General features: G+C 72.1%; 16 protein-coding genes. 11 read left to right on the forward strand and 5 right to left on the reverse strand.

Features of this window, described 5'->3' with window-relative positions; genetic code table 11:
- Together disA and radA are read right to left on the reverse strand one after the other, a co-directional pair.
- The coding region (disA, locus tag KWI83_RS36840; protein WP_218518729.1) for a DNA integrity scanning diadenylate cyclase DisA at nt 1–1,121 on the reverse strand (1,121 nt) is incomplete at its 3' end.
- 80 nt (nt 1,122–1,201) lie between these two features.
- Nucleotides 1,202–2,611, reverse strand: coding sequence for a DNA repair protein RadA (gene radA / locus KWI83_RS36845; protein ID WP_218518730.1), 1,410 nt, complete (start codon nt 2,609–2,611; stop codon nt 1,202–1,204).
- Nucleotides 2,612–2,834: 223 nt separating this feature from the next.
- On the opposite strand from radA, the gene KWI83_RS36850 reads away from it, so the two are divergent.
- The gene (locus KWI83_RS36850) at nt 2,835–4,580 is read left to right on the forward strand and encodes a hypothetical protein (RefSeq protein ID WP_218518731.1); all 1,746 of its coding nucleotides are present in this window, start codon (nt 2,835–2,837) and stop codon (nt 4,578–4,580) included.
- A gap of 32 nt (nt 4,581–4,612) precedes the next feature.
- Here the strand turns inward: KWI83_RS36850 and KWI83_RS36855 are convergent, their stop codons facing one another.
- Complete coding sequence (locus KWI83_RS36855) at nt 4,613–5,509, reverse strand: hypothetical protein (RefSeq protein WP_218518732.1); 897 nt, start codon at nt 5,507–5,509, stop codon at nt 4,613–4,615.
- 83 nt (nt 5,510–5,592) lie between these two features.
- Between KWI83_RS36855 and KWI83_RS36860 the strand changes: the two genes are divergently transcribed.
- The 4 genes from KWI83_RS36860 to ilvD all read left to right on the forward strand — a co-directional run bounded on the left by KWI83_RS36860 (nt 5,593) and on the right by ilvD (nt 10,115).
- The gene (locus KWI83_RS36860; protein ID WP_218518733.1) at nt 5,593–6,525 is read left to right on the forward strand and encodes a Ppx/GppA phosphatase family protein; all 933 of its coding nucleotides are present in this window, start codon (nt 5,593–5,595) and stop codon (nt 6,523–6,525) included.
- Nucleotides 6,526–6,682: 157 nt separating this feature from the next.
- Nucleotides 6,683–7,507: a sugar phosphate isomerase/epimerase gene (locus KWI83_RS36865; protein WP_218518734.1), complete on the forward strand. Its 825-nt coding sequence runs from the start codon at nt 6,683–6,685 to the stop codon at nt 7,505–7,507.
- Entirely contained in the window at nt 7,504–8,109 is a 606-nt protein-coding gene (locus KWI83_RS36870) for a TetR/AcrR family transcriptional regulator (protein ID WP_218518735.1), read from the forward strand. Before KWI83_RS36865 ends, KWI83_RS36870 begins: the two co-directional genes overlap by 4 nt.
- Before the next feature lie 152 nt (nt 8,110–8,261).
- Nucleotides 8,262–10,115, forward strand: a complete 1,854-nt coding sequence (gene ilvD / locus KWI83_RS36875) for a dihydroxy-acid dehydratase (protein ID WP_218518736.1) — start codon at nt 8,262–8,264, stop codon at nt 10,113–10,115.
- Between the two features lie 162 nt (nt 10,116–10,277).
- Here ilvD and KWI83_RS36880 read toward each other — a convergent pair whose 3' ends face one another.
- Nucleotides 10,278–12,479, reverse strand: coding sequence for a PQQ-binding-like beta-propeller repeat protein (locus tag KWI83_RS36880; protein ID WP_218518737.1), 2,202 nt, complete (start codon nt 12,477–12,479; stop codon nt 10,278–10,280).
- 318 nt (nt 12,480–12,797) lie between these two features.
- On the opposite strand from KWI83_RS36880, the gene KWI83_RS39630 reads away from it, so the two are divergent.
- The 6 genes from KWI83_RS39630 to proC all read left to right on the forward strand — a co-directional run bounded on the left by KWI83_RS39630 (nt 12,798) and on the right by proC (nt 17,395).
- The gene (locus tag KWI83_RS39630; protein WP_256363346.1) at nt 12,798–13,076 is read left to right on the forward strand and encodes an SH3 domain-containing protein; all 279 of its coding nucleotides are present in this window, start codon (nt 12,798–12,800) and stop codon (nt 13,074–13,076) included.
- A gap of 45 nt (nt 13,077–13,121) precedes the next feature.
- On the forward strand, nt 13,122–13,625 hold the full coding sequence (locus KWI83_RS36890; protein ID WP_218518739.1) for an EamA/RhaT family transporter: 504 nt from the start codon (nt 13,122–13,124) through the stop codon (nt 13,623–13,625).
- A 126-nt stretch (nt 13,626–13,751) separates the two neighbouring features.
- Nucleotides 13,752–14,549 carry a class I SAM-dependent methyltransferase gene (locus KWI83_RS36895; protein WP_218518740.1) on the forward strand — a complete coding sequence of 266 codons (798 nt, stop codon included), beginning with the start codon at nt 13,752–13,754 and terminating at the stop codon, nt 14,547–14,549.
- A 295-nt stretch (nt 14,550–14,844) separates the two neighbouring features.
- Nucleotides 14,845–15,702, forward strand: a complete 858-nt coding sequence (locus KWI83_RS36900; protein ID WP_218518741.1) for an ABC transporter ATP-binding protein — start codon at nt 14,845–14,847, stop codon at nt 15,700–15,702.
- Entirely contained in the window at nt 15,699–16,478 is a 780-nt protein-coding gene (locus KWI83_RS36905; protein WP_218518742.1) for an ABC transporter permease, read from the forward strand. The genes KWI83_RS36900 and KWI83_RS36905 overlap by 4 nt, the downstream gene beginning before the upstream one ends.
- A gap of 104 nt (nt 16,479–16,582) precedes the next feature.
- On the forward strand, nt 16,583–17,395 hold the full coding sequence (gene proC, locus KWI83_RS36910) for a pyrroline-5-carboxylate reductase (RefSeq protein ID WP_218518743.1): 813 nt from the start codon (nt 16,583–16,585) through the stop codon (nt 17,393–17,395).
- Nucleotides 17,396–17,443: 48 nt separating this feature from the next.
- On the opposite strand, the gene trpS is transcribed toward proC, so the two are convergent.
- Nucleotides 17,444–18,490 (reverse strand): tryptophan--tRNA ligase, encoded by a 1,047-nt coding sequence (trpS, locus tag KWI83_RS36915; RefSeq protein WP_218518744.1) that lies wholly within the window; start codon nt 18,488–18,490, stop codon nt 17,444–17,446.
- Nucleotides 18,491–18,917: the final 427 nt, after the last annotated feature.

The following is an 18,917-nucleotide window of genomic DNA, read 5'->3' on the forward strand; positions in this document are numbered from 1 at the left end:
ACGTACCGCTCCAGGATCGACGACTCCGCCAGCCGTGACAGGCCCTCGCGCACGCTGCGTGCCCGGGCCTCGCCCACGCCGTCGACCGTCTGGAGGTCGTCGACGCTCGCCGCGAGGAGCTTCTGCAGGCCGCCGAAGTGCTCCACCAGCCGGTCGATGATGGCGCCCGGCAGGCGCGGCACCTTGGCCAGCAGCCGGAAGCCGCGCGGTGAGACCGCGGAGTCGAGGGCCTCGGGGGAGCCGGTGTAGCCCAGCGCCCGGGCCACCGTGGGCAGTTCGAGCAGCTCGGCGTGGCTGAGGGCGTCCAGCTCGGCCAGCGCCTCGTCCACCGTGCGGGAGCGCTTGGCGGTGGGCTCGGGGACGTAGTCCCGGACGACCAGTTCGCGCTCGGGCTCCACGCCCGCGATCAACTCGTCCAGCTGCAGCGCGAGCAGCCGCCCGTCGGTGCCCAGTTCCACCACGTACTCGGCGATTTCGGTCGCGATCCGGCGCACCATCTCCAGCCGCTGCGCCACCGCCGAGACGTCCCGGACCGTCACCAGGTCCTCGATCTCCAGCGCGGACAGCGTGCCCGCGACCTCGTCCAGGCGGAGCTTGTAGCGCTCCAGGGTGGCGAGTGCCTGGTTGGCGCGGGACAGGATCGCCGCGGAGTCCTCCAGGACGCGGCGCTGGCCGTCGACGTAGAGGGCGATCAGCCGCATGGACTGGGAGACCGAGACAACGGGGAAGCCCACCTGCTTGCTGACCCGGTCGGCCGTGCGGTGCCGGGTGCCGGTCTCCTCGGTCGGGATCGTGGGGTCGGGGACCAGCTGGACGCCCGCCCGGAGGATCTTCGACAGGTCGGCGGAGAGCACGATGCCGCCGTCCAGCTTGCACAGCTCACGCAGCCGGGTCGCCGTGAACTCGACGTCCAGCACGAAACCACCCGTGCACATGGCCTCGACGGTCTTGTCGGAGCCGAGCACGATCAGGCCGCCGGTGTTGCCGCGCAGGACCCGCTCAAGGCCGTCGCGCAGGGGCGTGCCGGGTGCCACGGCGCTCAGCGAGGCGCGCATCAGGCCATCGGAACCGGCACTCCCACCGGACTTTCCGGGAGCTGCTGCCCGGTCGTTGGCTGCCACTGCACTCCTCCGGTCGCAGGTTCTGGGATGCTCCCGGATCCGCACTCGGTTCGTACGGACGGGCGAGACCAGGGCAAAGTCTACCGGCGGTCCTCGTCGTCCCGGGGGGCCTCTCGGCGACGGGAGCGGGGCAGCACCCTCAGGGCGTCCCCTATGTCCGCGACTTCCAGGACCTTCATACCGGCCGGGATCCTGCCCGCATCGCCCGGGACGAGGGCGTGCGTGAAGCCGAGCCGGTGCGCCTCCGCGAGCCTGCGCTGCACGCCGGTGACCCGTCTGACCTCGCCCGCGAGGCCGACCTCGCCGATCGCGACGAGGTTCTTCGGCAGCGGGGTGTCGCTGGCGGCGGAGGCCAGGGCGAGGGCGACGGCGAGGTCGGCGGCCGGCTCGGAGAGCTTCACCCCGCCGACCGTCGCGGAGTAGATGTCCCGTTTGCCCAGGGCGCTGATCCGGCCGCGCTGCTCCAGCACAGCCAGCATCATCGAGACGCGGGAGGTCTCCAGCCCGGACGTCGTACGGCGCGGGGAGGGGATCTGGGAGTCGACCGTGAGCGCCTGGACCTCGGCCACCAGCGGGCGGCGCCCCTCCAGGGTCACGGTCAGACAGGTACCCGGGACCGGTTCGTCACGACGGGTCAGGAAAAGTCCGCTTGGGTCCGCAAGGCCCGTGATGCCCTCGTCGTGCAGCTCGAAGCAGCCGACCTCGTCGGTCGCGCCATAACGGTTCTTGACGCCTCGTACGAGGCGCAGGCGCGCGTGCCGGTCGCCCTCGAAGTGCAGGACGACGTCGACGAGGTGCTCCAGGAGGCGGGGGCCCGCGATCGCGCCGTCCTTGGTGACATGGCCGACCAGGAGCGTCGACATGCCGCGTTCCTTCGAGGCGCGGATCAGGGCGCCGGCCACCTCGCGGACCTGGGCCATGCCGCCGGGAGCGCCGTCGATCTCCGGGGAGGCGACCGTCTGCACCGAGTCCAGGATCAGCAGCGACGGCTTCACCGCGTCCAAGTGGCCGAGGATGGCGGCCAGATCGGTCTCGGCGGCGAGATAGAGGTGGTCGTCGATGGCGCGGATGCGGTCGGCGCGCAGCCGGACCTGGCTCGCCGACTCCTCGCCGGTCACATAGAGGGTGCGGTGCTCGTCGCTCGCCGACTTGGCCGCCACGTCCAGCAGCAGCGTCGACTTGCCGACGCCGGGCTCGCCCGCGACCAGCACCACCGCGCCGGGCACCAGGCCGCCGCCGAGCACCCGGTCCAGCTCCGGCACGCCGGTCGAACGGGCGGTCGCCTGCCGTCCGTCGACCTGCCCGATGGGCAGCGCGGACGTCGTGACGCGCCCCGGCGCCGTGGTCCGCACCGCGGGCGCGCCGTACTCCTCGATCGTCCCCCATGCCTGGCACTCGGGGCAGCGGCCGAGCCATTTGGCCGTCTGCCAGCCGCATTCGGTGCAGCGGTAGGACGGCCGGTCCTTGGTGGTCTTCGTACGGGCAGCCATGGACGAAACCGTAGCCCCCGCCACTGACAGCCGGGTGACCGGCGCTGTATGCCCCCTTCGCGCCCGGCCGCGCGCCCGCACGCGCCCCGAACCGGCCGCCCCGTCACGGACGGGCCACGGAATACAGGTTCCTGTCCCCTTATGAGGGATCGTTTCACCCGTACGGATTAAAAGTGCTCAACGGGGCAGAAGCCGCCATCCCCCGCCGCCTACGGTCGCTCGGGTGATGAGCAGCAGCCCGGACACCACGACCCGCGCCACCGGCGCCCATCGTGCGCGCCGCGATGCGCGTGACCGCGCTGCGGCGCGCACGATGGTGCAGCGGCCGCCCGCGCACTACGAGCCGTATCTGGATGGTCTGTTCACGTACTGCCTGTCCGTGCTGTGCGACCACGACGCGGCCACCGCCGCGCTGGGCGAGGTCCTCGCGCTCGCCGAGCGCCGCGGCCAGCGTGCCCCGGAGGCCGCCGGTGACCGCCGGGCCTGGCTGTACGCGCTGGCCCGCTGGGCGTGCCTGTGCAAGCTGGCCGAGGCCAAGCAGAAACGTCAGGCCACCCACGCGGCGGGCCGCCCCGGCACCGAGCGAAAACGCGGCGCGCCGTCCGTCGCACCCCCCGTCTCCGAGGAGGCGCAGGAGCAACGCCGGCGCGAACTCGCCCTGCTGGCCTGGCCGGAGGCCGCAGGCACCACCCCCGAGCAGCGCGAGGCGCTCGAACTGGCCGTGCGCCACCACCTGGCCGCCCACGAGGTCGCCGCCGTCCTCGGCATGGACCTCGCCGCCGCCCGCGACCTGCTCGCCTCCGCCGCCTGCGAGGTGGAACGCACGCGTGCGGCCCTCGCCGTCGTCGAGACCGGCGCCTGTCCGAGCGTCGCCCGCCTCACCGGCGACCACCAGCTGGTGCTCAGCACCGCCCTGCGCAAGGAACTGGTCCGGCACGTCGACGACTGCCCCCGCTGTCGCCGCACCGCCGAGCGCGCGATCCCCGGCCGCTGGCCCGGCGCCGGCCCGACCCCCGCCCAGCTGCCCGTCCTGGAGGCGCCCCGCACGGCCCTGCGCATGGCCTTGGCGCACCACCCGCGCGCGCGGGGCACCGCGCCCCGCTTCGACCGGCGCGGCTTTCCGATGGACCCCAAGGACCGCGCCGCCCGAAGAGACCGCCTACGCGCGCGTGCCGTCACCACGACCGTCGTCGCCACCGTGGTGGCCGCCCCGGTGCTCGCCCTGTGGTCCGCCTACCGGGGCGCGCCGACCACCGGTGAGGGCGGGGACGGCCGCGGGGTCACCGCGAGCCGGGACGACGGCCCCGGCGCCCTCGGCGGCGAGGCGGCGGAGGGCGGCTACGAGAACGCCGGCAACGCCAGCACCCGCCCCGGCGGCCGTTTCTCCCAGGGCAACCAGCCGGACGTGTCGGTGGAGGTCATCAGCGTCGCGGGCGCCGGCCAGAAGGGCGCGGGCCGGCTCCGGGTGGCGGCCGACACCACCGGCGACACCACCCTCATCACCCTCACCGCCTCCGGACCCGCCCCCGTCCGCTGGTCCGCGAGCACGGGCGCCTCCTGGCTCTATCTGAGCCAGTCCTCGGGAACCCTCCGCCCGGGCGAGACGTTGACGATCAAGGTGTACGTCGACCAGCTGCGCGAGCCGTCCGGGTACTGGAGCGCACGGGTCGCGATCTCACCCGCCGGCGCGATCGTCTCCATCCAGGGGTACGGCAGCGCACCCACCCCGTCCGACCCCGGCCCCGCTCCGGACCCCCGGCCCAGCACCCCGGGCGACCCCGGTCACCCGCCCCCGCCCGGCCCGGACCCGACGCCCACGACCCCCGCCCCGCCCGATCCCACGCCGACCGACCCGACCACACCGCCGCCCGACCCCGAGCCCACCCCCAGCCCCTCCAGCCCGTCCGCGCCGGGAAACCCGACGCCGCCGCCCGGCGACAGCGGCACCCCGGGCCCCGGCACGTCCTAGGCGTGCTGTCCGGACCTCGCCGTGCCGCCGCGTCAGTCCAAGGGATCCGCCGGATGCGGCGCCAGCAGGGGCAGCTGCGACGACAGCCGCTGCTCGCAGAGCTCCACCAGACGGTCGTACCCCGCCTTGCCCATCAGCTCCGTCAGCTCCGCCCGGTAGGAGACGTACACCGGGTCGCCCGCGCCGTGCGCCGAGGTCGCCGACGTGCACCACCAGTGCAGGTCGTGGCCGCCCGGACCCCAGCCCCGGCGGTCGTACTCACCGATCGAGATCTGCAGCACACGCGTGTCGTCGGGCCGGTCGATCCAGTCGTATGTGCGCCGGATCGGCAACTGCCAGCACACGTCCGGCTTGGTCTCCAGCGGCTCGCGGCCCTCCCGCACGGCGAGGATGTGCAGCGAGCAGCCCGCGCCGCCCGCGAAGCCGGGCCGGTTCTGGAAGATGCACGAGCCCTGGTAGGGCCGCGTCTGCCGGGAGCCCTCGTCGTCCTTCGAGACCCAGCCGTTCCGGGTGCCCTCGGCGTGGTTCTGCCAGATCTCCGGCGTGAGCCTCCCCACATGCCCGGCGACCCGCTGCTCGTCGTCCTCGTCGGAGAAGTGGGCACCCAGCGTGCAGCACCCGTCGTCCGCGCGGCCCGCCTGGATGCCCTGGCAACCGCTGCCGAAGATGCAGTTCCAGCGAGAGGTGAGCCATGTCAGATCGCAGCGGAACACCTGCTCGTCGTCCGCCGGATCCGGGAACTCCACCCACGCGCGCGGGAAGTCGAGGCCCTTCTCGTCGGCTGCCGGGACGGCCGGGGCCTGCTGCGACTTCTTCGGTGCTTTCGCCTGCGAAGAACCCTGGGAAGAACCCTTGGCCGATTCGGCCTTCTTGCCTGTCTTGTCTGCTTTATCGGTCTTGTCGGTCTTCGCGTTTTTCGACTTTGGCACCCGTCCAGGGTAAGTCGCCCGCGGCCGGTCCCGGGACCGCCTCGGGGGCGGCGCACAGAACGGCTGGCAGTAGCGTTCCGTACATGAGACTCGGTGTCCTCGACGTGGGAAGCAACACGGTGCATCTGCTGGTGGTGGACGCACACCCCGGCGCGCGCCCGCTGCCCGCGCACTCGCACAAGGCGGAACTGCGCCTCGCCCAACTCCTCGACGAGGCCGGTGCCATCGGCCCCGAGGGGGTCGACAAGCTGATCGCGGTCATCCATGACGCGCTCCAGGCCGCCGAGGACAAGGGCGTCGAGGAACTTCTGCCGTTCGCCACCTCCGCCGTGCGCGAGGCCACCAACGCCGACGACGTCCTCGCGCGCGTGCAGCAGGAAACCGGCGTCGCCCTCCAGGTCCTCACCGGCCCCGAGGAGGCCCGGCTCACCTTCCTCGCCGTCCGCCGCTGGTTCGGCTGGTCGGCGGGCAAGCTGCTCGTCCTGGACATCGGCGGCGGCTCCCTGGAGATCGCGTACGGCATCGACGAGGAGCCCGACGCGGCCGTCTCGCTGCCCCTCGGCGCCGGCCGGCTCACCTCCGCCTGGCTGCCCGCCGACCCGCCCGCCACCGACGACATACGAACACTGCGCCGCCACGTCCGCGCCGAGATCGCGCGCACGGTGGGGGAGTTCACCCGCTTCGGCGCCCCCGACCACGTGGTCGCCACCTCCAAGACCTTCAAGCAGCTCGCCCGCATCTGCGGCGCCGCCCGCTCCGCCGAGGGCCTCTACGTCCAGCGCGAACTCAAGCTGCAGTCCCTGGAGGGCTGGGTCCCCCGCCTCTCCGGCATGACCGCGGCGGAGCGCGCCGAACTCCCCGGCGTCTCGGAGGCCCGAGCGGGCCAGCTCCTCGCGGGGGCGCTGGTGGCGGAGGCGGCGATGGACCTGTTCGGGGTGGAGACGGTGGAGATCTGCCCGTGGGCCTTGAGGGAGGGGATCATCCTGCGTCGACTGGATCACATGGGGTCGGATTAACGCCGGTAAGGGGCGCGGGGCGGTATCGATGTGCGGCTGCGCCGCGTGGGCGCGACCAGCCCACGACACCCCGCACCCGCCCACGGTGACAGAGACCAACGGTGAATAGGCGCACACCAACCCCGGCCCACCCCGCAGACCCACGTACCCTGTCTCCGTGGCAAACCCAGTCGTACGCATCCCGGATGCGAAGGTCGCCCTCTCGACGGCCTCCGTCTATCCGGAGTCGACGGCGACCGCCTTCGAGATCGCCGCACGCCTCGGGTACGACGGCGTCGAGGTCATGGTGTGGAACGAACCCGTCAGCCAGGACATCGAGGCCCTGCGCCGGCTCAGCGACTTCCACCAGATCCCGATCCTCGCCGTGCACGCCCCCTGCCTGCTCATCACGCAGCGCGTCTGGTCCACCGACCCCTGGGCCAAGCTCCAGCGAGCCCGGGCGGCGGCCGAGAAGCTCGGCGCCACCACGGTGGTCGTCCACCCTCCGTTCCGCTGGCAGCGCCAGTACGCGCGCGACTTCGTCGCCGGGATCTGGCGGATGGCGAACGAGACGGATGTGCGGTTCGCCGTCGAGAACATGTACCCCTGGCGCTACCGCGACCGCGAGATGCTCGCGTACGCCCCCGACTGGGACGTCACCAAGGACGACTACCGGCACTTCACGATCGACCTCAGCCACACCGCGACCGCCCGCACCGACGCCCTGCAGATGATCGACCGCATGGGCGACCGCCTCGGCCACGTCCACCTCGCCGACGGCAGCGCCTCCAACAAGGACGAGCACCTGGTCCCGGGCCGCGGCACCCAGCCCTGCGCCGAGCTGCTGGAACGTCTCGCCCTGAGCGGTTTCGACGGCCATGTCGTCATCGAGGTCAACACCCGCCGCGCCATGTCCAGCGCCGAGCGCGAGGCCGACCTCGCCGAGGCCCTGGCCTTCACCCGGCTCCACCTGGCCTCCTCCGTGAAGGTGCCCCGGCGATGACCGGCGCGAGCGCCCGCAGGCGCGGCAGGCCCCCTCGTACGGAGTCCGCCGACACCCGCGACCGCATCCTCGCCGCGGCCCGCGAGGAGTTCTCCGAGCGGGGCTACGAGAAGACGTCCGTGCGCGGCATCGCCAAGGCGGCCGGCGTGGACTCGGCGCTGGTGCATCACTACTTCGGCACCAAGGAGCAGGTCTTCCAGGAGGCGCTGGAGGCGGTCTTCGCGCCGGCGCTGAAGGCGCCGGACGTGATCTTCGAGGGACCGGCCGAGGGGGTCGGCGAGCGGTTCGCCCGGTTCCTGTTCGGCATCTGGGAGAACCCCGTCACCCGCACCCCGCTCCTCGCCGTCGTACGGTCCGCCGTGACCAACGAGGTGGCGGCCTCCGTCTTCCGCCGTCTCGTCGCCGCCCAGCTGCTGCGCAGGGTCGCCTCGCAGCTCGGCCTGCCCGACGCCGAGCTGCGCGCCGAGCTGGCGGCCGCACAACTGGTCGGGGTGGCCATCATGCGGTACGTGATCAAGCTGGAGCCGCTGGCCTCGGCCGACGTGGAAGTGATCATCAGGCGCGTCGCACCGGTCGTACAGGGTCACCTGACCGGTCCCTGACATCGACCCGAGCCCCTGGCCCGAGTGCCTGACCCGAGCCCCTGACCCGAGCCCCTTGAGACACACATCCCGCATTCCGGACACTGTGTCCATCCCTTGGAGCACCGGCGTAGGCTCGTAGCAGTCAGATTTCTCCGAAGGAGCGAGCGACGATGCCCGAGCTGAGGTCCCGCACAGTCACCCACGGCCGCAACATGGCGGGCGCCCGCGCCCTTATGCGCGCCTCCGGTGTACCCGGTGCGGACATCGGCCGCAAGCCCATCATCGCGGTCGCCAACAGCTTCACGGAGTTCGTGCCGGGCCACACCCACCTGCAGCCGGTCGGCCGGATCGTCAGCGAGGCGATCAAGGAGGCGGGCGGCATCCCCCGCGAGTTCAACACGATCGCCGTCGACGACGGCATCGCGATGGGCCACGGCGGCATGCTCTACAGCCTGCCCTCCCGCGACCTGATCGCGGACAGCGTGGAGTACATGGTCGAGGCGCACTGTGCCGATGCCCTGGTCTGCATCTCCAACTGCGACAAGATCACCCCGGGCATGCTGAACGCGGCGCTCCGCCTCGACATCCCCACGGTCTTCGTCTCCGGCGGCCCGATGGAGTCCGGCCGCGCCACGCTGGTCGACGGCACGGTCCGCACCCTCGACCTGGTCGACGCGATCTCCGACGCCGTGAACGACAAGATCTCGGACGAGGACATCCTCCGTATCGAGGAGAACGCCTGTCCGACCTGCGGCTCCTGCTCCGGCATGTTCACCGCCAACTCGATGAACTGCCTGACCGAGGCCATCGGCCTCTCCCTCCCCGGCAACGGCTCGGTCCTCGCCACCCACACCGCGCGCAAGCAGCTCTACGTCGACGCCGCCCGCACGGTCATGGACCTGACCCGGCGCTACTACGAGCAGGACGACGACACGGTCCTGCCCCGCTCCATCGCCACCTTCGCCGCCTTCGAGAACGCGATGGCCCTGGACATCGCGATGGGCGGCTCCACCAACACGATCCTGCACCTGCTGGCCGCCGCCCAGGAGGCCGGTGTTCCCTTCGGCCTGGAGCAGATCGACGCCGTCTCGCGCCGCGTGCCGTGCCTGGCGAAGGTCGCGCCCAACGTCGCCAAGGACCGCACGTACTACATGGAGGACGTGCACCGCGCCGGCGGCATCCCCGCCCTGCTCGGCGAACTGCACCGCGCGGGCCTGCTCAACGAGGACGTGCACGCCGTCCACAGCCCGTCGCTGGCCGACTGGCTCAAGACCTGGGACGTGCGCGGCGGCTCCCCGTCGCCGCAGGCCGTCGAGCTGTGGCACGCGGCTCCGGGGTGCGTGCGGTCGGCCGAGGCCTTCTCCCAGTCCGAGCGCTGGGAGGCGCTGGACGACGACGCCGAGGGCGGCTGCATCCGCTCCGCCGAACACGCGTACAGCAAGGACGGCGGCCTGGCGGTCCTCAAGGGCAACCTCGCCGTCGACGGCTGCGTGGTGAAGACCGCCGGTGTCGACGAGTCGATCTGGACCTTCGAGGGCCCGGCGGTCGTCTGCGAGTCGCAGGAAGAGGCCGTCGAGAAGATCCTCAACAAGCAGGTGACCGACGGCGATGTCGTCGTCATCCGGTACGAGGGCCCCAAGGGCGGCCCCGGTATGCAGGAGATGCTCTACCCGACGTCCTTCCTCAAGGGCCGCGGCCTGGGCAAGACCTGCGCGCTGATCACGGACGGCCGCTTCTCCGGCGGCACGTCGGGCCTCTCGATCGGCCACGCGTCCCCCGAGGCGGCCTCCGGCGGCACCATCGCCCTCGTCGAGGACGGCGACCGCATCCGCATCGACATCCCGAACCGCTCGATCGACCTGCTCGTCGACGATGCGGAACTGGCGCGCCGGGAAGAGGCGTTGAACGGGGTGTACGCCCCCAAGAACCGCGACCGCAAGGTGTCCGCCGCCCTGCGCGCCTACGCCGCGATGGCGACCAGCGCGGACAAGGGCGCGGTGCGGGACGTGAGCAAGCTGGGCTGAAGCCGGTAGCTGGGCCGGGCTCGGGCTGGGGTCGGCCTCGGCTGCTGGGTCGGGCTCGGCTGTTGGGTCGGGCTCGGGTTGAAGTCGGCCTCGGCTGCTGGGCGAGGCGTGCGAGCGATTGGGGCCGCCTGTGACGGGTGCGGCCCCTTTCGCCCGAGGGGCTCACCACCCCGCCCCATCGCCCCCATCCACCCCGAACAACACCCCGTCCGGCGCCCCCGCGAACACCTTCCCGTCCGCCGCCACCGGCGACGGCAACCCCGACACCACCGACCCGCGCGCCGTCCCGGGCCGCGCGTCCGTCTGCCCCAGCAACGCCCCCTTGCCGGTGTCGACGGCGACGACCCGCCCGTCCCCGGCGCTGAAGTACAGCCGCTCCCCGGCCACGACCGGCGCCGACGGGAAGCTGACGGACGTCTGCAGCCGCCACCGCTGCTCCGCGCTCCCCGTGTCCACCGCGGTCAGCGCCCCGTCGGCGCCCAGCAGATACACCGTCTCCCGGGCCACGACCGCCTGCGCCCCCGCCACCGGGAAGCGCAGGGCGACCCGGCGCCGGCTGTCCCGCGCGGCGTCGTACCGCACGACGGCGTCCGTGTCCGCGTACGACGCGGAGGTCGACGTGAACCACAGCACGCCCTCCCGCGCGCCCACCAGACTCAGCGCCCCCGCCAGCCGCCGCTGCCACCGCACGCCGCCGGTCTCCGGGTCCACGGCGGTGACCCGCGTCCCGGCGCCGTCCGCGTTCACGGCGTACGCGACCCGTCCGCCGTACGACTGGAACACCGGCTGGGTGAGCCCGGTGACCTTGTGCCGCCACTTCCATTCGCCGGTGGCCGCGTCCAGCGCGGTGACCGTCGAGTCGGGGCCGGTGAGCAGAACGACGCCGCCGACGTGCGCGATCCGGCCGTCGTAGCGGGCGATGTCCTGGGTCCAACGGGTCTGGCCGGTCGCCGGGTCGAGCGCGACGAGGCGCCGGCTGCCCTCGGCGACGACGTGCAGCAGGCCGCCCGCCAGCACGGGCGGCTGAACGTTTCCGTCGGCGCGCTGGTCCGCGCCCGCCCGCGCCCACTTCACCTTCCCGTCGAGCGGATCGACTGCGGCGGCCAGGACGCCGGGGCGGGTGCAGTACAGCGTGCCGCCCCCGTATGCGCACTGCGGCATCCCGCTCGCCTCGACGCCCCGCGCGCTCAGCTCCACGTCCCAGGCCCGGAACCGCTGGGCCTGCGCCTGCCCGGCGGGCACCTCGGTCCCCTCGGTCCCGGCCAGCACGAGGGCCCCGGCCCCGAGCGCGAGCACGGCGGCCCCGGCGACGACCGCCACCCACCGTCGCCGCCGCTTGGGCCGCCTCTTCGCCGGTACGTCCGCGGCGGCGGCGTCCGTAGCGGCGGCGTCCGTAGCGGCGGCGGCCGGGGCAGCGGGCACCCGGCGCCGCCGGTGGGTGGGCCGGTCGTCGCCGGGACGCTTGCCGTGGGGATCGAGATCGAACGACTGCTCGCCCGTGCGCTGTTCGGGGATGAAGGCCTGCGTGTCGTACGACGCCGACAGCGACCGCAGCTCCGCCATCAGCTCGTCCGGGGTGGGCCGGTCCTCCGGCTCCTTGGCAAGACAACGGGCGACGAGCGGCGCGAGTTCCTGCGGTACGCCTGTCAAGTCCGCCTCTTCGTGGACGACCTGATACGCCACCAAGTACGGGCTGTCGGAGTCGAACGGCCCGCTGCCCGTCGCCGCGTGCACGATGACCGACCCGAGCGCGAACACATCCGCGGCCGGCCCGACATCCCGCGGCCTGCGGAACTGCTCCGGCGCCATGAACGGCGGCGTGCCGATCAGCTTGCCGGTCTCGGTGCGCAGCTCGCTGTCCGAGGGGCGGGAAATGCCGAAGTCGATGACTTTCGGCCCGTCCTCGGCGAGCAGCACATTGCTGGGCTTGAGGTCGCGGTGCACGACTCCGGCCCGGTGGATGTCCCGCAGCGCCTCCGCCAGCCCCGCCATCAACTGCCGCAGCCGGGCGGGAGGCAGCGCGCCATTCCGCTTCACATACTCGGAGAGGGTCGGCCCGGGGATGAACAGCGTCGCCATCCACGGCCGCTCGGCATCCGGATCGGCGTCGACGACGGGCGCGGTGAACGCACCGCTGACCCGCCGGGCCGCCCCGACCTCCTGCCGGAAACGCCCCCGGAACTCGGGGTCCTGCGCGAACTCCGCGTGCACCACCTTCACGGCCAGACGCAACCCCGAGGTCGACCGCGCCAGATGGACCACGCCCATGCCGCCGGACCCGAGCCGTGCCTCCAGCAGATACTGTCCGGCGTACCGCTGCGATTCCGCTTCCGCATCCGCATCGGTGCTGCGCCATGGCGGCATCTCTCACCCCCGGATGTCCGTCCGCACGCGCGACGCGCTGAGCCTAGTCGATGCTGCGTGCGAAACCCCCGTGGCTTGCTAGCCTCGGTGCGCCAGACAATTTTGGCGTGAACAGTTCACAGGCATTCCAAACGGGGGGAGGCCGACATGGCCACGGAGAACATCGAGATCTCGGGCGCGGGCGAGCAGGAGACCGCACCGACGGCGATCGCGGAGCCCGAGACGGAGACGCTCGCCGCGACGGCGACGGCGACGGCGGATGCGTCTGCGACGGCGGAGGCCGCGCCGGAGACGGTCACGGAGACGGAGACTGAGACGCTGAGCGCGACAGCGGCGGCCGCGCCGCGAGTCCGCACCTACCCGATCGCCCCCGGCGTCCGGCTCAACGTCCGCAGCGGTCCCGGCACCAACTACCGCATCGTCCGCGTCCTGCCCGAGGGCACCACCGTCCCGATCTACTGCCAGCGCCCCGGCGAGACCATCACGGGCCCCTACGGCACCTCCAACATCTGGGACTGCATCGCCAACTCCCAGTACGTCTCCGACGCCTACGTCAGGACCGGCAGCGACGGCTACGTCGCCCCGCGCTGCTCCTGATCACGACCTGGCGCCCCTCGCCCACCCGGCAGCCATAATCGACCCGTGAGCGACGACCAGAACGGCACCCCGGACCGGCCCACGGGCGGCGGGCCCCGCCCCGAACCCCTCCGCTTCTTCGGCACGACCTGGGTCGACCACGACCACGGCTACACCGCCCGCCGCATCGCCGCGTCCGTGGGCTCCCTCGCCGCGGCCGCGGCCGCCTGCCTGACGCTCCGCTTCGCCTACGAGGGCATCCAACTCGCCGAGACAGGCAGCTTCGTCCCGCTTCTGGTCGTCGTCATGTTCGCGGTGTGCAGCTCGCTCGCCTTCCGGCACACCTGGGAAGGCTTCACCAAGCGCCACGACCCCGACCGCCAGTCCGCCCTCCGCGGCCTGCTCGCCATCGGCTTCGTCGGCTCCCTCCTCGCCTACTTCTTCCGCTCCCTCATCGAGGCCCCCGGCGAAAAACTCCACCGCGAGGAATACGAAACGGCCCTCCACGACCACAAGAAACGCACCGCCCGCCGCACCGGCAACCCCGCGAAGAGGCGCCACCGCGGCTGAGCCATGAGGCGTGCCCGGAGTGCCCCGCACCGGGACGGGACGGTTACCCGGCGTCCTGACGAGGCCCGACGGCCCTGCCGCCCAAAACCCCTGTCAACCCCCACCTCCCCCGGCCACCATGTCCCCATGGCCACCTCGACGACGCCCGATCCCCCTCCCTCCTCCCACCCGTCCCGCGCTCACTCCTTCAACGCCGTCGCGGCCCAGTACGCCGCGAACCGCCCCTCCTACCCGCCCGCCCTCTTCGACGCGATCGAGGAACTGGCCGGGCGGCGCCTCGCCGGTGCGCGTGTCGTGGACGTCGGCGCCGGTACGGGCATAGCCACCGCCCTGCTGCACGACCGGGGCGCCGACGTGGTGGGCGTCGAGCCCGGGGACGGCATGTCCGCCCACTTCCACCGCACCCGCCCCGGCATCCCGATCGTCCGAGGCGACGGCAACGCCCTCCCCCTCACCGACGCATGCGCCGACTTCGTCACCTACGCACAGGCCTGGCACTGGACCGACCCCAACCGCGCGCTCCCGGAGGCCTTCCGCGTACTACGGCCGGGCGGCGCACTGGCGCTGTGGTGGAACCGCGACGCCGAGGGCGTCCCCTGGGTCGCCGCCCAGGCGGAACGGATCAGGCAGCACTACGGCGACCCACTCGCGGTCCACCCGGACACCCCGAACTCCGGCACGGACCCCTCCGCGCGCGCTGTCCCGACCCCCGACTACGCCCGCCGAGTCGTCCGCTGGAGCCGCCGCGTCCCGCTCGACACCCACCTCGCCAACCTCGCCAGCCACTCGATCCTGCTGGTCAACGGCGCGGACCGCAGCGCGGCCTTCCTCACCGAGGAGCGACGCCACCTCCTGCGGGTCTTCCCGGACGGACACGTCGACGAGGTCTACGACGTGGACCTCCTGGTCGCCACCGCCCCCTGACCCCACCCCGCTCACCTCCAGCCGCACCCGGCGGTCCAAGCGGCAGCACCTCCACACCTCCAACGCGTCCAGCAACCCGGGCAACCGCAGAAACTTCGCACGCCCCAGCACCGGTACGACGATTCCCGCGTTCCCGAGATCCTCGGTTTCCACCCGCACATGGCTCGCCTCCTCCACGCGGCCTTCGCCACGGCGAGTACGAGTCCCACCTTCACCTCCGCCCACGCACAACGGCCTGTGCCGCCGTGCGCCCGCCACTTGACTCCACCCGGACCCCAGGAGGATTATTCATCGCATGATGAATTACTCCGCCGGTCCACCCGACACGGGCAGGCAATCCGCACCCGGAACCACCCAGACCCCCGCCATCCGCGCTGAGGGCCTCACCGTCGTCCGCGGCCCCCGCACGGTCCTGCGCGCACTGAACTTCACCGTCCCGCGCGGCCAGATCACCGGCCTCCTCGGCCCCTCCGGCTGCGGCAAGTCCACCCTCATGCGCGCCATCGTCGGCACCCAGGCCAAGGTCACCGGAACCCTCGACGTCCTCGGCCGGCCCGCCGGCCACCGCACCCTGCGCACCCGCATCGGCTACGTCACCCAGGCCCCCTCCGTCTACGACGACCTCACCGTCCGTCAGAACCTCGACTACTTCGCCGCGATACTCGACCCCGGCCTCCCCCACGCCCGAAAGGGCCCACGCGGGGGGACCCCCATGGCCGCCGACCGCCGCCACGACATCGACCGCGTCCTCGCCGACGTCGACCTCACCAGCCACGCCGACGCCCTGGCCGGCAACCTCTCCGGCGGCCAGCGCAGCCGCGTCTCCCTCGCCGTCGCCCTCCTCGGCACTCCCGAACTCCTGGTCCTCGACGAACCCACCGTCGGCCTCGACCCCGTCCTCCGCCGCGACCTGTGGCACCTCTTCCACGCCATCGCCGCCGACCGCGGCGCCACCCTCCTCATCTCCTCCCACGTCATGGACGAGGCCGAGCGCTGCCACCGCCTCCTCCTCATGCGCGAGGGCGAGATCCTCGCCGACGACACCCCGGACGCCCTGCGCGCCCGAACCGGTGCCCAGACGGTCGAAGCCGCGTTCCTGCACCTCGTGGACGAGGCGAGCGCCGCGGCCCGCAACAAGGAGACGACCCGATGACCACGACCACGGCGACCACCCCCGCCCCCACCAGCGTCCTGAACGCATCCCGCACCGCCGCGACCGCCGCCCGGGTCCTGCGCCAGCTCCGCCACGACCCGCGCACCATCGCGCTGATGCTTCTCGTCCCCTGCCTGATGCTGCTCCTGCTGCGCTACGTCTTCGACGGCAGCCCGCGCACCTTCGACAACATCGGCGCCTCCCTCCTGGGCATCTTCCCCCTCATCACGATGTTCCTGGTGACCTCCATCGCCACCCTGCGCGAACGCACCTCGGGCACCCTCGAACGCCTCCTCGCCATGCCCCTCGGCAAGGGCGACCTGATCGCCGGCTACGCCCTCGCCTTCGGCACACTCGCGATCATCCAATCCGCCCTCGCCACGGGACTCGCCCTCTGGCTCCTCGGCCTCGACGTCACCGGCTCCCCCTGGCTGCTCCTGCTGGTGGCCCTGCTCGACGCGCTCCTCGGCACAGCCCTCGGTCTCTTCGTCTCGGCCTTCGCCGCCTCGGAATTCCAGGCGGTCCAGTTCATGCCGGCAGTGATCTTCCCCCAGCTCCTCCTCTGCGGCCTCTTCACCCCGCGCGACAACATGCACCCCGTCCTGGAGGCCATCTCCAACGTCCTCCCCATGTCCTACGCCGTCGACGGCATGAACGAAGTCCTCAAGCACACCGACATGACGGCCAACTTCATCCGCGACGCCCTGATCGTCGCGGGCTGCGCCCTCCTGGTCCTCACCCTCGGCGCGGCGACACTACGGCGCCGAACCACCTGACCCACCGGGCGAGCCACGTCCCGCCCACCGGACAACCGAGCCTGTTCCCTGCACCCGGTGCGAGGATGAATCCGGACGACGCAACCCCCGGAGGGCCCCGCACCATGACCCAGAAAGTCGCAGTCCTCGGCACCGGCAAGATCGGCGAAGCCCTGCTCAGCGGAATGATCCGCGCCGGCTGGACCCCCGCCGACCTCCTGGTCACCGCCCGCCGCCCCGAGCGGGCCGAAGAACTCCGCACCCGCTACGGAGTCACCCCGGTCACCAACCCGGAAGCCGCGAAGACCGCCGACACCCTGATCCTCACGGTCAAACCGCAGGACATGGGCAGCCTCCTCGACGAACTCGCCCCCCACGTCCCCGCCGACCGCCTGGTCATCAGCGGCATGGCAGGCATCACGACCGCCTCCCTCGAAGCGCGCCTCGCCGTCGGCACCCCGGTCGTCCGCGTCATGACGAACACCCCCGCCCTCGTCGACGAGGCCATGTCCGTCATCTCCGCCGGCACCCACGCCAGCGAAGCGGACCTCGCCCACGCCGAGGAGATCTTCGGCGCCGTCGGCAAGACGCTCCGCGTCCCCGAGTCCCAGCAGGACGCCTGCACGGCCCTCTCCGGCTCCGGCCCGGCGTACTTCTTCTACCTGGTCGAAGCCATGACCGACGCCGGCATCCTGCTCGGCCTGCCCCGCGACAAGGCCCACGACCTCATCGTCCAGTCCGCGATCGGCGCGGCCACCATGCTCCGCGACAGCGGCGAACACCCGGTCAAGCTCCGCGAGAACGTCACGTCCCCCGCCGGCACCACCATCAACGCCATCCGCGAACTCGAGAACCACGGCGTACGAGCCGCCCTCATCGCCGCCCTCGAAGCCGCCCGCGACCGCAGCCGCGAACTCGCCTCCGGCAACAACAGCTGACCCACGCCTGCCCCGGGGAAGGGGCGGGTCACCCCGCCCCTCACGCGCCTACCGAGCGGCGTTCAGCACGGCACCCGTATCAGCGCCCTCACCGTCGGAAGCAGCCGGAAGCAAACCGATCGCGCGATAGGCGGCATCCACCACCGGCCGAGCCATCGCCCGCGCCCTCTCCGCACCATCCCGCAGCACCCCCTCCACATAGCCAGGATCCGCGCACAGCTCCCTGTGCCTCTCCTGCACGGGCTTCAAGACCTCGACCACGGCCTCTGCGGTGTCCTTCTTCAAGGCGCCGTACGACTCATATACACCGCTCAGGCCCGATGGGTTCCCACCCGTGCACGCCGCCAGAATCTCCAGCAGATTCGCGACCCCGGGCCGCCCCTCCCGGTCGTACACGACATCCCGCCCGCTGTCGGTCACCGCCCGCATGACCTTCTTGCGCACCACGTCCGGCTCATCGAGCAGATAGACGATCCCCGGCCCGACGTCGTCGCTCTTCCCCATCTTCGACGTCGGCTCCTGCAGGTTCATCACCCGCGCCGCCACCCCCGGACGTGTGCTCCGAGGCACCACGAACGTATGCCCGTACCGCTGGTTGAACCGCACCGCCAGATCCCGCGTCAGCTCCACATGCTGCGCCTGGTCATCCCCCACAGGCACCTCGTCGGCCCCATACGCCAGGATGTCCGCCGCCATCAGCACGGGATACGTCAGCAGCGACAGCCGCACACTCCGACCCCGCGCCCGCTCCCGCGCGGTCTTCTCCTTGTACTGGATCATCCGCCGCATCTCTCCGTCGGTCGCCACGCACTCCAGCAGGTACGACAGCCGCGCGTGCTCATCGACATGACTCTGTACGAAGACGGTGCACCGCTCCGGATCCAGCCCCGCCGCCAGCAACAACGTCGCTGCCTGCCGACTCAGCCTGCGCACCCGCGCCGGATCGTGCTCCACGGTCAGCGCATGCAGATCGACGATGCAGAACAGCGCGTCCGCCCGGTGCTGGTCCGCCTCCACCCACCGCCGCATGGCCCCGAGGTAGTTCCCCAGCGTCAGATGCCCGGTCGGCTTGACCCCACTGAAGACCCGCGTCATCTCTCCACCTCCTGGTCGGGACCGCCGCACCGGCCGGCCGACCCTCCCGGAGGGAGATACGAGAACGGCCGCCGAGGCGGCGGCCGTTGAGTGCATACGTGAGTACGGCCGCCGTCAGGCGGCCCACCACAGCTGGGTACACGTACGCGTAGTCACGTCCTCAGAGTACGCCTTCGGGGTGCGGTCGAGGACCCGAGTTGACACGCCTCAGACGGGTACGTAGTGTTCTCCGAGTTGTCCGACGTGAGCGCCGACCTCGGTCGGTCCCCGGACAGCCATTCCGCGAGTACAACACTTCCGACGAGCAGTCGATCCGTCGCTCTGCTGTCGTGTCATTGGTATGCGTATTTACGGAATGAGGAATCCGCGTTCGAAAGGACGCAGCCCCCGATTAGCTCGGGAGCGAGGAATCCGCTAAAGTCTCACT

This window comes from Streptomyces sp. TRM70350, from assembly GCF_019219825.1.
GTDB lineage: Bacteria > Actinomycetota > Actinomycetes > Streptomycetales > Streptomycetaceae > Streptomyces.

Excerpts from the sequence above, each read along its gene's own strand:
- radA (WP_218518730.1), bottom strand. The coding sequence starts at position 2,611 with ATGGCTGCCCGTACGAAGACCACCAAGGACCGGCCGTCCTACCGCTGC.
- KWI83_RS36860 (WP_218518733.1), top strand. The coding sequence starts at position 5,593 with ATGAGACTCGGTGTCCTCGACGTGGGAAGCAACACGGTGCATCTGCTG.
- KWI83_RS36870 (WP_218518735.1), top strand. The coding sequence starts at position 7,504 with ATGACCGGCGCGAGCGCCCGCAGGCGCGGCAGGCCCCCTCGTACGGAG.
- ilvD (WP_218518736.1), top strand. The coding sequence starts at position 8,262 with ATGCCCGAGCTGAGGTCCCGCACAGTCACCCACGGCCGCAACATGGCG.
- KWI83_RS36880 (WP_218518737.1), bottom strand. The coding sequence starts at position 12,479 with ATGCCGCCATGGCGCAGCACCGATGCGGATGCGGAAGCGGAATCGCAG.
- KWI83_RS36895 (WP_218518740.1), top strand. The coding sequence starts at position 13,752 with ATGGCCACCTCGACGACGCCCGATCCCCCTCCCTCCTCCCACCCGTCC.
- KWI83_RS36900 (WP_218518741.1), top strand. The coding sequence starts at position 14,845 with ATGATGAATTACTCCGCCGGTCCACCCGACACGGGCAGGCAATCCGCA.
- KWI83_RS36905 (WP_218518742.1), top strand. The coding sequence starts at position 15,699 with ATGACCACGACCACGGCGACCACCCCCGCCCCCACCAGCGTCCTGAAC.
- proC (WP_218518743.1), top strand. The coding sequence starts at position 16,583 with ATGACCCAGAAAGTCGCAGTCCTCGGCACCGGCAAGATCGGCGAAGCC.
- trpS (WP_218518744.1), bottom strand. The coding sequence starts at position 18,490 with ATGACGCGGGTCTTCAGTGGGGTCAAGCCGACCGGGCATCTGACGCTG.